The sequence below is a fragment of the Mesorhizobium sp. P3_A10 genome, from assembly GCF_056403175.1.
The window spans coordinates 55390-68332 of sequence record NZ_JBFUFZ010000009.1 but is presented as its reverse complement, the minus strand read 5'-3'; the positions used below and the strand labels follow the sequence as shown (position 1 = coordinate 68332).

Here is a 12943-nt window from a genome sequence, read left to right as displayed (position 1 = left end):
CGCTTCTACGCTTCTCATCGAGATCAGAGCCCTGCAGTGTTGTGCAGGCAACATGATCATTTTCCATGTGGGCTGAAATGTCCACCCTGAGGCTGCCCCGCCACCTGGCTAGTTCGTCCCGGAACCGGACCGTCCGCTTCCGGTCCATCTCAGCCGTTGTCGGCGCAAGCAGATTTAGACCAAGCGGCGGATCCAGCGGCTCGCTCGATCAGTTCCGCCCGCTGAGATGCCGTACCTTCCTTAGCGCTGGAAACAGCACCGCCCACAGGCCGACAACCGCGATGGCGCCGACGCCGCCGACCACCACCGCCGGGACGGTGCCGATCAGCGCCGCCATCGTGCCGGCGCGGAATTCGCCGACCTCGTTGGAGGCGCCGACGAAGACCTGGTTGACGGCGTTGACGCGGCCGCGCAGTTCGTCCGGCGTCCACAGCTGGATCAGCGTCTCCCTGATGTAGACGCTGAACATGTCGGTGGCGCCGAGCAAGGCGAGCGCCACGATCGACAGCCAGGTGATGGTCGAGAGGCCGAACAGAACGGTGAAGGCGCCGAACGACGCGGCGGCGGCGAGCATGATCATGCCGGCGTGGTTGCGTATTGGATGCCCGGCCAGCCAGATGGCGACGCAAATGGCGCCGACGCTGGGCGCCGAGCGCAGCAGGCCGAGGCCCCATGGACCGAGCTGCAGGATGTCGCGCGCATAGACCGGCAACAGCGCCGAGGCGCCGGACAAGAGCACGGCGAAGAGGTCGAGCGAGATGGCGCCGAGCACGATCTTCTCGCTCCAGATATAGCGGAAGCCGCCAAACAGCGTTTCCATCGTCGGCTTGTCGGTGGCGGTCTGCTGGGCAGGTTTCGGGATGGTGAAGATCAGCACGGCGGCCACCAGCATCAGCACGCCGGCGACGGCGTACGCGGCTTCGGCCGAGACGCCGTAGAGCAGGCCGCCGGCCACCGGGCCGACGATGGTCGCCGTCTGCCAGGCGGACGAATTCCAGGCGATCGCGTTGGCGAAATCCTCCGGTGGCACAAGGTTGGCGAACAGCGAGGACGAAGCCGGTCCGAAAAAGGCGCGCGCTCCGCCGAATAGAGCGAGCACGGTGAAGATAGGCAGTGGACTGACGAGACCGCGCACCGTCAACAGCAGCAACGCCAGTGCGCAGATCGCCTCGACCAGCGTCGACAATGTCATGATCAGGCGGCGGCCGAAGCGGTCGGCGACGGCGCCGGTGACCAGCACCAGAAGCAGCGAAGGCAGGAACTGGACGATGCCGACAATGCCAAGGTCGAAGGGATCGCGCGTCAGGTCATAGACCTGCCAGCCGACCGCGACAGACACGATCATGGTTGCGAAAGTGCCGAGGAAGCGCGCCGCCCAGTAGCTGAGGAAGGCCTTGTGCCGGAAGGCGGCATAGCGCTGGTCCGGCGATGTCTGTTCAAGTGTCATGGAGATGGGCCCCGTTGCGAAAACACTGGCCAGCGGGGCTCTTCCACGATGGGCGCTGTTCCGGCCAGGGAACTTTTAGCAAAGTTCGCTGCGGCATGTGCGCCAGAATCGGCGCTGGATCAAGGGATTTTCTGCGCAACGCCGGCGTTGGCGAAGCTTATACGCTGCTCAGCATCAGGCTGGTTTCGCTGTTGAGGATGCCATCGATGGCTCTGACTTCACGCAGCACACGGTCGAAGTCCGAAAGGCTCGCCGCATGGATCTCGGCGATCAGGTCCCAGGTGCCGTTGGTCGTATGCAGCGAATACAGCTCCGGTATGCCACGCAGCCGCTTGATGATGGTGGTGGTGGATTTGCCGGTGACTTCGATCATCATGATGGCGCGGATGGCCTGATCGTCGACGTCCTGGCGCACGCGAACGGTAAAGCCGAGCACGGCGCCCGACGACAGCAGCCTATCCAGCCGCGCCTGCACCGTTCCGCGTGAAACATCGAGCAAATCCGCAAGCTTGGAAATGGGCGCGCGGCCGTCCTCCCTGAGGATCGAGATCAGCCGGCGATCGATTTCGTCGAAGACATGCATGTCAATGTTGCCAGCCAGCAGTGATCAGATTGTACGATTCTGGCGCGAGTTTTGAACACTTTGCAGGTTTCTTGTAAATTCTGCTACCCCTAAGCTCTCGCCTCGTCAGAAAATTCTTCTCGAGGTGGAGCGCATCGATGGTGCAATATGTCGGCACGGCAAACCTGATACGGCTGGTCGGTTCGATCGGGTTGGAACCCTTCGAGCTTCTGGCTCAGCCCGCTGATCCTCGCAACCTGTTCGGCCTGATATCGGCGCCCGCCTCCAGCGGCCCGGTCGCTGCTTGCACGGTGCAATGACCATGCGCTCCGTTTCCGCGCAGGCGCCGCGCGGCGTCGTCATGATCCGCCCACATCACTTCACCCCCAACGAGGCGACCGCCGCCGACAACGCATTCCAGAACCGTGACGGAACGCGCACGGTCACCCTGATCAGCGCCGAGGCCTATCAGGAATCGACACGCATGGCGGCGCGCCTCGAGGCGGCCGGGGTCACCGTCCATCTCTTCGAGGACGAGACCGACGGGCGTCCGGATTCGGTCTTCCCGAACAACTGGTTCTCGACCCATTCCGGCGGCCATATCGCGGTGTATCCGATGTTTTCGCCCAGCCGGCAGGCGGAACGGCGATGGGATATCATCGAGTTCCTCAAGCGGCATTACCGCGTCCAGGACATCATCGACTATTCCGGGCTGGAGCAGGATGGCATCTTTCTCGAAGGCACCGGCGCCATGGTCCTCGACCATATCGAGCGCGTTGCCTATGCCGCCCGGTCGAACCGCACCAATGAGGTGGCGCTGGAACGCTTCTGTACGCATTTCAACTTCGAACCGATGCTGTTCGACGCCTTCGATCGATCCGGGCGGCCGATCTACCACACCAATGTGATGATGTGCCTCGGCACCGAGCTCTGCCTCATCGGTCTCGCCAGCATCATGTCGGACCGCCGGCGGGCCGAGGTCCGCGAACGGCTTGAGGCAGGAGGGCGCATTGTCGTCGACCTGACGGCCGAGCAGATCGAGGCGTTCGCGGGCAATGCGCTTGAGCTTCAGGGGCGGGACGGCCGCGTGCTGGCGATCTCATCGCGGGCGATGCGGGCGCTTCGGCCTGATCAGGTCGCCGCCATCGAGAATTGCATTGCCCCGGTCAGCCTCGACATTCCGACCATTGAGCTCGCGGGCGGCTCGGTCCGCTGCATGCTGGCGGGAATCCATCTGGCGCAGCGGTGACGGCCCTCAGTCCCTGAGCGCGGCCGAGATGGCGTCGAGGCCGCCGCGCAATTCGGCTTCCTTCGGCCAGCCGAAGCCGACGCGGAAGAAGCTTTTCGGCATGTCGAACCAGTGGCCGGGCCCGACATAGGCGCCATGGTTTTCCAGCAGGTTCACATAGAAGCGGTCGAGGTCGAAACCGGGACCGACATTCAGCCGGGGGAAGCCGACAACGCCGCCTTCCGGCCGCACCCAGTCAACCAGCTTCTCGCGGTCGATCCAAGCCTGGACGATGTCGCGGCGCCGGGCCATTTCAGGCAGCAGCGTTGCCAGGAAGGTGTCGCGGCGTTCGAGCATGCCGCGGGCAATGCCTTCGTCGATGACGCTGCCGCAAATGCCGATCTGCTCCTTGGCGGCGAGGAATTTTTCCTGAAGTGCTGCGTCGCGGGTGACCAGCCAGCCGATGCGGATGCCGGGAATGCCAAAAGCCTTGGACAGCGACGAGACGCTGATCGCGCGTGGGCTCAGCGAGGCCGCTGTGGGCAGGCGCGTTCCATAGGAGAGGTCGCGATAGGTTTCGTCGACCAGAAGATGGCAGCCGCTAGCCTCGGCCAGCGCCACCAGCGCGTCGAGATCGGCTTGGCGCATCATGGTGCCGGTCGGATTGTGCGGACAGGTGACGCTGATCAGCTTTGTGTTCGGCAGCATACTGGCGGCGACGCGGCCGACATCGATGGCGAAACCTTCGTCGAAATTCAGATCGACATAGGAGATGGCGCAGCCGATCGCCTTGGGGGTTTCGATGTTGGTGGCGTAGTTGGGCCTGATGACGACGAGGTGGTCGCGCTCGGACAGAAGCGAGGTCGAGATGATGAACAGTGCGCCCGCGGCACCGGCGGTGACCAGCACATCGTCAGGCGAGATGCCGGCATCCTGCGCCGCGATCAGCCCCCGCAGATCCTTGTCGCCGCGATGCTCGCCATAGAACAGCGTCAGGTCGGGCAGCGACAGGCCGATGTCGGAGAGTTTTTGGTCGGCGATCGAGCTTTCGGAGAGATTGTAGCGGATACGGTCGTAGCCGTACTCCTCCGGCGCCTCTTTCTCGATCACCATCCTGGCGTAGTTCATGGCGGCACTCCCCCGACGTCTGCCGTCGAGGGATCGCCGGCAGAACCACAGCCTGCTTAGCGAGGATTCCCGTTTTAGCCTAGGCTTTGGCCTTCCTGGTCTGACGCTTGACGACTGCTGGCACGGCGGCCTTGCGACCAAGACCGATCGACTTGGCCAGCGCCGAGCGGGAAGCCGCGTAATTGGGGGCGACCATCGGGTAGTCGGCCGGCAGGCTCCATTTGGTGCGATAGGCCTCCGGCGTCAGCCCGAAATGCACGCCGAGATGACGCTTCAGGGATTTGAACCGTTTGCCGTCTTCGAGGCAGATGATGTAGTCCGGGGTCACCGACTTTTTCGGATTGACGGCGGGGACGAGCGGCGCGGCGACGGGGGTCGCCGGTTGTCCGAGCCCGCTGATCGAGGCGCTGACGCTGGCGATAAGGTCGCTCAGGCCGGAAGCAGGCAAGCGATTCTTCTCGACATAGGCGGACACGATGTGAGCCGTCAGTTCAAGCAGGTCGTCTTTGCTGGTGTTGTTGCTATCGTCGGACAATCTATTTTCTCCATCCGTGGGGGTGGCCGAATTCCTAGTCGGCAAATCTGCACAACGCAATGATTTCGCGCGAAATCACACGTTATTTTGAACAACTATACTAAACTGGACTAATATCAGACGATAAGCGCCTTGTCGCGCCACAGGCGAAATCCGCCTTCAAAGGCGCGTGTGTTGTCGCCGCGCCTGCTGTCTTCAGGCAATTCGTCGAGTTTGTCGACATTGCCGCCGCCAATGACCACGTAGTCCGGCTGCATGGCGGCGCGAAGCCGATCGACGACGTCGAAGACGTATTTGTGCCACTTCTTCTTGCCGCGCTTTTCAAGGCCGCGTTCGCCGACATAGTCCTCGAAGCTTTTCCCCTTCTTGTAGGGAAGGTGGGCCAGCTCCATCGGCTGGGCGACGTTGTCGACGATCATCGCGGCGCCGAGGCCGGTGCCCAGGCCGAGGAACAGCATGCGCCCGCCTTCATAGCTGCCGATCGCCTGCATCAGCGCGTCGTTGACCACCTTCACCGGCTTGCCGAAGGCGGCGGCGAAATCGTAGCCGGCCCAGCCCTTGCCGAGATTGGCCGGGTCGATCATTGGCCGGTTGTGGGTCACCGGGCCGGGATAACCCATCGAGATGACGTCATAGGGCAGGCCCTCGGCCAATGTCTTCACCGTCGCGATCATCTGCTGCGGCGTCAGTCCCGGTCCGGAATCGGCCCGGCGCTCCTCGCCGCCGGCGCTGGTCAGGATCTTGACGTGCGAGCCGCCAATGTCGATCGCCAGCACGACCGGCTCGGTGCCCGATGCCGGTTGTTTCACCGCTTTGGCCATTGTCTCACCCTCCCGAAATTATCTTACCGGATCGATCCATCCATTGGGCGGCCCGAACCCGGCCATCGCATCGGCCGGTCCCCAGGTCTTCGGCTCATAGACATGCGGCGGCGTGGTGTCGCCAAGCACCGGGCCGACGATTCGCCAGGCCATTTCGCTGGCGTCCTGGCGGGTGAACAGCTGGCCGTTGCCGTTCATGGCGTCGCCGATTAGCCGCTCATAGGGCGGCATGTCGCTCTTCGAGTCGTCGAGCGCCGTCAGTTCCACCTGCTCGCCGATCATGTCGTCGCCGGGCGCCTTGCGCTGCGCGCCGATGGCGATCACCACCTGCGGATCGATGCGGAAGCGGACGTAGTTCTGGTCCGCTGGCTTGATCGGGTCGAAGACATCCAGCGGCGGCCGCTTCAGCCGCACCACCACCTCGGTGACATGCACCGGCATGTTCTTGCCGGCGCGGATGAAGAAGGGCACGTCCTGCCAGCGCCAGGTATCGACGAAGAAGCGCACCGCGGCGAAGGTCTCGACCGGCGAATTCGGCGCCACGCCGGGCTCGGCCAGATAGCCGTTGAATTGGCCGCGCACGACATCGTCCTTGGTCAGCGTGCGGATGGCCCTCAGCACCTGCACCTTCTCGTCGATGAGATCGTCGGCGGAGCGGCCGACCGGCGGTTCCATGGCGAGCAGCAACAGGATGTTGAGCAGATGGTTTTCGATCACGTCCCTGATGCAGCCGACATCGTCATAGAAGCGGCCGCGGCCCTCGACGCCGAAATCCTCGGCCATGGTGATCTGCACGCTTTCGACGAAATTGCGGTTCCAGATCGGCTCGAGGAATGAATTGGCGAAGCGGAAATAGAGCAGGTTCTGGATCGCCTCCTTGCCGAGATAGTGATCGATGCGGAAGATCGACTGCTCGTCGAAGACCAGATGCAGCACCCGGTTCAGCCAGCGCGCCGATTGCAGATCGTGGCCGAACGGCTTTTCCACCATCAGCCGCGCGCCATGCGCGGTGCCGGATTGTTCCAGCCCCTGGACGACGGTCTCGAACATGGTCGGCGGCACCGCCATGTAGTGCAGCGGCCGCTGCGCCGAGCCGAGCGCGCTTTTCAGCTTTTCGAAGGTGGCGCCGTTGCGGTAATCGCCGCTGACATAGCGCAGCTGCGAGGCCAGCTTGGCGAAGACCGCGTCATCGATGCCGCCGAGCGCGGCGACGATGCCGTCGCGGGCGCGCGCCTGCAACTGGCCGAGGTCCCAGGGATCGAAAGCGACGCCGATCACCGGCTCGGTCAGCGTTCCCTTGGCGACCATCTGGTAAAGTGCTGGAAAGATCTTCTTGTGGGCGAGATCGCCGGTGGCGCCGAAAAGCACCAGCGTGTCGGAGCGTTCCTGGCTCATGAGCGTGCCTCCCTCGCCACCGTCACGAGCCGGCCTTCGGCTTTTCGACATGGCCACCGAAGGCGTAGCGCATGGCGGACAGGAGCTTGTCGGAGAATTCGGATTCGCCTTGCGAAGAGAAGCGGTCGAACAGGGCCGAGGACAGCACCGGCGCGGGCACGCCAGTGTCGATCGCCGCCTTCAGCGTCCAGCGGCCTTCGCCGGAATCCGAGACGCGGCCGCCGAATTGCGCTAGCGCCGGGTCGCTCTTCAGCGCGCCGGCGGTCAGGTCGAGCAACCAGGAACCGATGACGCTGCCATGCCGCCAGACCTCGGCCACCTGGGGAAGGTCGATGTCGAATTGATAATATTTCGGGTTTTCCAGCGGGCTGGTTTCGGCGTCGGCCGTGCGTTGCCGCTTGCCGGCATTGGCCGACTTCAGGATGTTCATGCCTTCGGCATAGGCGGCCATGACGCCGTACTCGATGCCGTTATGGACCATCTTGACGAAATGGCCGGCGCCGCTCGGTCCGCAATGGAGATAGCCGAACGGCGCCGTGCCCGCGGCCTTGTCGGGAGCCGGCGCACCGGCATCGAGGCCCGGCGCCAGCGTGGCAAAGATCGGATCGAGATGGCGCACTGCCTCGTCGGGACCGCCGATCATCAGGCAGTAGCCGCGCTCCAGGCCCCAGACGCCGCCGCTGGTGCCGACATCGACATAGTTCAGCCCCTTGGCCGCCAGCTCGGCCGCCTGGTCGACGGCGTCGTGGTAGTAGGAATTGCCACCATCGATGATGATATCGCCGGGTTCCATCAGCGCTGCCACCTGGTCGGCGATCTTGCCGGTGATCGCTGCCGGCAGCATCAGCCAGGCGCTGCGCGGCTTGGACAGCTTGCCGACGAATTCCTCCATCGAGGCAGCACCAATGGCGCCGTCCTTGACCAGAGCGGCGACGCTTGCCGCGTTGATGTCATAGACGACGCATTCATGGCCATCGCGCATCAGGCGGCGCACCATGTTGGCGCCCATCCTGCCCAGTCCCATCATTCCGATTTGCATGGTCTTGTCCTGGTTTCTTGAGGAATCGAAGCTTTACTGGCTGTCCGGCGCGTCTATGCCGACGGAAAAGTCGACATTCTCCCAACCGCCTGTATCGGGCCAGAAAAAAGTGAAGACGATGGCGTTGCCCGGCGGAATATCGGCAACGGGCAGATCCACCAGATGGATGCCAAAGGCATTCTCCGCGGTCTTGCTGTCTTGCACAGCCAGCCATTTGTCGCTTGTCCAGTGGACCACGCCGCGCGCCGGAAGCTCCACGCGCAATAGCTTGCCGGCGGGGATGGTGCGTGGCTTGTTGTTGAAGCGCCATGTCCTGCGCGGCGACACGGTCTTGTCCGTGATGTAGCGCTCCACACCTTGCGGCGGCATGTCGAAGACCGCGCCGTCGCGCAGCGATCGCAGCAGCTTGATATGCTCCGAATGCGCCCAGACCAGCGGCATGGCACTGCCTGACGGCCCGCCGCGCCGCAATTCGTGCTGCGGCAGGTCAGGACCATCCCAGACCTGCTCCGGCAGCAAGCCGCCGACCCCGGCGGAGGCCTCGAATGTCTCGAGCAGGCTTGCCGCTCTGTCCTTGCGCCCCGCGGCCAGCTCGTAATGGGCGCGTTCGCCGGCCAGCAACGGCCATGGCCGGCCTGTGCCGGTGCTGTCGAACGGCGCGCCGTCGGCGTGTTCGCCGTAGCCGTCACCGGTATAGCGGTACCAGAGTGGTCCTTGCGCCAGTTCTATGCGCAATTGCGCGTCGATAACTTTGACCGTGTCGACGATGCGCGGATCATCGGCTGCCCTGAGACCGAAGCGGACAAGCGCCAGCGCATCCGGGCTGATGATGGCCTCGGCCGGCTTGTCGGTGTCGCCGGGCGGGCGGTTCTTGATCGGCACAAAGCCGTCCTTCGGCGCCGCCGCGCCGGCATCGTCGGGCGGCGCGATGCGGACATAATAGCCGTTGACGCCGTGCTCGGCGCACAAATCCGTGCCGGTGACATAGGTCCAACGCTCGATCTGGTCGTTCCATATATCGGCAGTCTCGCGCAGATAGTTAGCCGGCTCTGCTTTGCCGAAAGCGTCGAACATATCGGCGGCGGCGAGCAATGCCGATATCTCGACGGCTAGCGTGAACGGGCTGTAGCCGGCATCCTCCTCCCAGCGGTCCTCGCCGGTGACGGGGCCGTTACGCACCACGTAGGACGCCGCCTTCTCGATCATTGGCATGAAGGAAGTCAGTGCTGCGCGCGGCAAACGGCCGGCGCGGCGCAGCGCGTCGGCAAGCAGCAGCGGAAAGGCACACTCATCCATCTGGATGCCCGGCCAATAGGCCGAGCCGTCGAGCCAGACGTTTTGCGGCCAATGGCCGTCCGGCTGCTGGATGGAACGGAGATAGGCAAGCGTCTGCAGCGCCGCCTCGGCATCGCCGGCTGCAAGGAAACCACCGGCGGTCTCGACCAGATCGCGCGGCCAGACCAGATGATAGCCGCCGAGGTCGTCGTCACCCTTGCTGAAACCCCACGGGATGGACAGGCTGGCGACGGCCGCGCCGGGCTTGGCGAGAGACCGGTGTGTTGCCAGCACCGCCGTGCTGACGCGATAGGTGTTGAGGCCCGACTGGTCATGGCGGTCGAGCGGCAGCAGGCCGGCCTGCCATTTGCGCCATGTCTCGACATAGGCCTTGGCGGCAGGCTCAAACCCCTGGGCAAGGCTGGCAGTAGCATGGTCCGCCGCCTCTTGTGGGGTGGCGCCGAAGCCAAGCGCTAGCAGGGCTTTCGGATTTGCCGGGGAAAAACCGATCTCACCGGTCAGCGCGACATTGCCGTCCTCGGCCCTGCGGCAAGCCGGATCGAGACGACCGCTGTGGCTGAGTTGCTGCCAGCCGTCGGAGACACCGACATAGCCGGCCGAGCAGTCTCCCCAGGGCAGTGACGAGGCGAGCGCCAGGCAGACGCCGCGCCCCGAGGCAAACAGCATTGTTTTCCCTTGGTGGTCGTCGATCCAGGCGGTGTTGCCCATGCCGGCATTGACGAGATGCGGCGCCAGAAGTGCGTAGACGCTGTGGTCGGCGCCCTTGAGCGACGTGAAGGTGATCTCCTGCAGCAAGGTAGGGCGTTTCGGATCCGTAACGATGCGCTTTTCGATCCGCCAGGCTCCGTCGGTCGCGGTGTTAACCAGCCGGTAGGCCGGCACGCCATCCTCGAACCGTTCGACCCGGTGTTCGGCGTCCCGCTTCTCCTCGGAGAAATAGCCATCCGGGCCGGCCACCAGCAATCCCATGTCGCGGGTGCAGGCGCTGTCGAGGCGCGGATAGTAGATTTCGTTGAGAATGCCGTGGCTCAGCGTGAACCAGACGCGGCTGGCCGGTGAAAGGGCTGCTCCAACGCCGCTCTTGGCGCTCGACGTCCAGCGCGCTGGGATTCCGGGTGCGCCCGGCGCAACAGTTGGCGTCGCTGCCATTTTTGCTTTGGTCTCCTGCCTCTTCCCTAGACCAGGACGCGAACCCTTTTCAATTGATGCACCGCAAGTTGATCGGCCGCCGCGACGGAGGCGTCGTTGACAGCGCCGGTCACAGGTGCCCACTATTCCTGTTGCAGGGGAGGCCTGACGAAATTCGGGAATTGGCGGCGCGAGAAGCGTCGCGGCTCGCGTAGCGTAACTGTTCAGGTGTCATGGGAGGGTCTCAAAGCGATGTCGGATGTATCTCCCATGCTGATCGACCGGCTGCTGGCCATTTCGCAGGCGCTGGCCGGCCATATCGACCCGGGCTCGGCGTTTCGCGCAACCGCCATCGAGATCGGCACGCTCATTCCGCACGATCACGTCGATCTGGCGGTGCTGTCGCAGGATGGGCGCAAGCATGCCTGTTATGAGGCTGGCTTCCACACCAGCTGGAGCGAGCTGGCCCAGCACCCGCTGCCGACCGAGGTCAGCCCGATACGCTCGATCCTGTGGGGCGAGGTGCCCTATCTGCTTTCCGACGACGCGCTGTGCGACCAGCGCTTCCATTTCGACAAAGCGATCGACGGGCCGATCTTCGCCGCCAGGCTACGCAGCCGCATCGTCGTGCCGCTCAAGGCGCGCGGCGGCATCATCGGCGCCCTCAACATCAGCCGGCACGAAGTCGGCTGCTATACGCTCGCCGATGTCGCGGTGGCCCAGCAATGCGCCGACCTTATCGCGCCTTATATCTTTGCGCTGATCCAGACCGAGGAGGCGCGCCGCGCCATGCTCGCCGAAAGCGAAGCGCACAATCGGGTGGAACTGCTCAGGGTCGGCGCCTCGCAACTAACGGAAGGCATGGAGCGGGAACGCCGCCGCATGGCCATGGACCTGCATGACCAGACGCTTGGCGACCTTGCCCGTATTGCGCGCCAGGTCTCGGCGTTTCGCAGCCAGGGCGTGGCGCGGGCGGCGCAGCTTGCCGATCTCGAGCAGGAGGTCGTCGGCTGCCTTACCGAATTGCGCCACATCGTCGACGATATGCGGCCAAGCGTGCTCGAACTGTTCGGGCTGCGCGATGCCGTCGAAGCGCATCTCAACCGCAGCGTCGCCAGGGCCAAGCCGCCGATTGCCGTGCGCATCGCCGACACCAGCGCTGGCAGCGCCGACAATTTGTCGGAGCCGATGCGCACGGCGCTCTACCGGATCGTCCAGGAAGCCATCAACAATGCGGTTCGTCACGCCGCGCCGCACCGCATCGACGTGCTGCTGGATGCAACCGAGACCGTGCTGCGCGTCGTCGTCACCGATGACGGCCAGGGCTGCGGCACGGTCGATCCGGCCGCGCATGGCGGCATCGGCCATATGCATACGCGGGCGGCGCTTATCGGTGCGCGCCTGCGCATCGGCCGGGCCAGCCGGAAGAGCAGCGGGACGCGGGTGGTCATCGAGATCGACCGCCAGCCCTTGCAAGGCAAGGCGGCCGTTCTAGCAGCAGCACCCGAACACCGGGTCGTGTCGGAGGCACTATGATGCTGGTCATGATCGCCGAGAATGACGGGCTGCACCGCACATTCGCGCGCCGCACCGTCGAGCAATTATGGCCCGGCGATGTCGAGGTGATCGAGGCCGGCGATGGCGAGGACGCCATCAATCTCGCTGCCGAACGCCAGCCGCCGCATGTCGTGCTCGACCTGCAGCTGCCCAAGGCGACGGGGATCGAGGTCGCCCGCTCGATCTGGAGCCGCTCTGCCGGCACCCATATCCTGTTCTGGTCGAATTTTGCCGACGAAGCCTATGTCCGAGGCGTGGCGCGCATCGTGCCGCCCGGTTCGGTCTATGGCTATGTGCTGAAATCGGCGACGGAAGAAGGCATGCGCTCGGCCTTGCGCGGCGTTTTCCGCGAAGGCCACTGCATCATCGACCGCGAGATCCGCGGCATCCAGCACCGCGTCCAGGACCGCTTCGAAGGCATCACCGACGGCGAGTATGAAAGCCTGATCGATATCGCGCTCGGCCTCACCGACCGGGCCATTGCGTCGCGCCGGGGGCTGTCGATCCGCGGCGCCCAGAGCCGCATCAAGCATGTCTACGAAAAGCTTGGCATCGTGCCGGCAGAGGACGGTGCCAGCGACGCCTCGGTCTTCAACTCGCGCACACGGGCGATCTATCTGGCCATGGCGCGCGGGCTGATCAATGTCGATGCGCTGCGCCGCGAACAGGACCGCCTCGACGCCTGGCTGGCCAACGCGCAGCCGCCGCAGGGCCATTGATCCCATAGAAAACCATCGGCCGCGGCTGCGACTGTGCAAACACACAGTCGTTGCTGCGGGTAGGCCGGTATCGCTCCTGCGGAGCGAC

At 64.4% G+C, this 12943-nt stretch carries 12 protein-coding genes; 4 read left to right on the top strand and 8 right to left on the bottom strand.

Translation table 11 applies throughout. From position 1 onward, the window contains the following. Positions 1-208: 208 nt before the first annotated feature. Positions 209-1447, bottom strand: coding sequence for an MFS transporter (locus AC1DXU_RS27240; protein ID WP_477373980.1), 1239 nt, complete (start codon positions 1445-1447; stop codon positions 209-211). A 157-nt stretch (positions 1448-1604) separates the two neighbouring features. Further along, positions 1605-2030 carry an Lrp/AsnC family transcriptional regulator gene (locus AC1DXU_RS27235; RefSeq protein WP_477373978.1) on the bottom strand — a complete coding sequence of 142 codons (426 nt, stop codon included), beginning with the start codon at positions 2028-2030 and terminating at the stop codon, positions 1605-1607. Positions 2031-2167: 137 nt separating this feature from the next. Here AC1DXU_RS27235 and AC1DXU_RS27230 point away from each other — a divergent pair, with 137 nt between their 5' ends. Together AC1DXU_RS27230 and ctlX are read left to right on the top strand one after the other, a co-directional pair. After that, the gene (locus AC1DXU_RS27230) at positions 2168-2329 is read left to right on the top strand and encodes a hypothetical protein (RefSeq protein WP_477319741.1); all 162 of its coding nucleotides are present in this window, start codon (positions 2168-2170) and stop codon (positions 2327-2329) included. A gap of 2 nt (positions 2330-2331) precedes the next feature. Continuing rightward, positions 2332-3258 carry a citrulline utilization hydrolase CtlX gene (gene ctlX, locus AC1DXU_RS27225; protein WP_477373977.1) on the top strand — a complete coding sequence of 309 codons (927 nt, stop codon included), beginning with the start codon at positions 2332-2334 and terminating at the stop codon, positions 3256-3258. 6 nt (positions 3259-3264) lie between these two features. On the opposite strand, the gene AC1DXU_RS27220 is transcribed toward ctlX, so the two are convergent. The 6 genes from AC1DXU_RS27220 to AC1DXU_RS27195 all read right to left on the bottom strand — a co-directional run bounded on the left by AC1DXU_RS27220 (position 3265) and on the right by AC1DXU_RS27195 (position 10600). Further along, positions 3265-4365: a pyridoxal phosphate-dependent aminotransferase gene (locus AC1DXU_RS27220; protein ID WP_477373975.1), complete on the bottom strand. Its 1101-nt coding sequence runs from the start codon at positions 4363-4365 to the stop codon at positions 3265-3267. A 79-nt stretch (positions 4366-4444) separates the two neighbouring features. Beyond that, entirely contained in the window at positions 4445-4900 is a 456-nt protein-coding gene (locus tag AC1DXU_RS27215; protein ID WP_477373973.1) for a Ros/MucR family transcriptional regulator, read from the bottom strand. 116 nt (positions 4901-5016) lie between these two features. Then, complete coding sequence (locus tag AC1DXU_RS27210; RefSeq protein ID WP_477373971.1) at positions 5017-5721, bottom strand: ROK family protein; 705 nt, start codon at positions 5719-5721, stop codon at positions 5017-5019. Positions 5722-5739: 18 nt separating this feature from the next. Continuing rightward, the gene (zwf, locus tag AC1DXU_RS27205) at positions 5740-7116 is read right to left on the bottom strand and encodes a glucose-6-phosphate dehydrogenase (RefSeq protein WP_477373970.1); all 1377 of its coding nucleotides are present in this window, start codon (positions 7114-7116) and stop codon (positions 5740-5742) included. A gap of 22 nt (positions 7117-7138) precedes the next feature. Continuing rightward, a complete protein-coding gene (gene gnd / locus AC1DXU_RS27200) occupies positions 7139-8155 on the bottom strand; it encodes a phosphogluconate dehydrogenase (NAD(+)-dependent, decarboxylating) (RefSeq protein ID WP_477327242.1) in 1017 nt (338 codons plus the stop codon). Between the two features lie 33 nt (positions 8156-8188). Continuing rightward, positions 8189-10600: a glucan 1,4-alpha-glucosidase gene (locus AC1DXU_RS27195; RefSeq protein WP_477373968.1), complete on the bottom strand. Its 2412-nt coding sequence runs from the start codon at positions 10598-10600 to the stop codon at positions 8189-8191. 231 nt (positions 10601-10831) lie between these two features. Between AC1DXU_RS27195 and AC1DXU_RS27190 the strand changes: the two genes are divergently transcribed. Both AC1DXU_RS27190 and AC1DXU_RS27185 read left to right on the top strand, forming a co-directional pair. Then, entirely contained in the window at positions 10832-12115 is a 1284-nt protein-coding gene (locus AC1DXU_RS27190; protein ID WP_477373966.1) for a sensor histidine kinase, read from the top strand. Next, positions 12115-12855, top strand: a complete 741-nt coding sequence (locus tag AC1DXU_RS27185; protein ID WP_477373964.1) for a response regulator transcription factor — start codon at positions 12115-12117, stop codon at positions 12853-12855. Before AC1DXU_RS27190 ends, AC1DXU_RS27185 begins: the two co-directional genes overlap by 1 nt. Positions 12856-12943 lie beyond the last annotated feature (88 nt).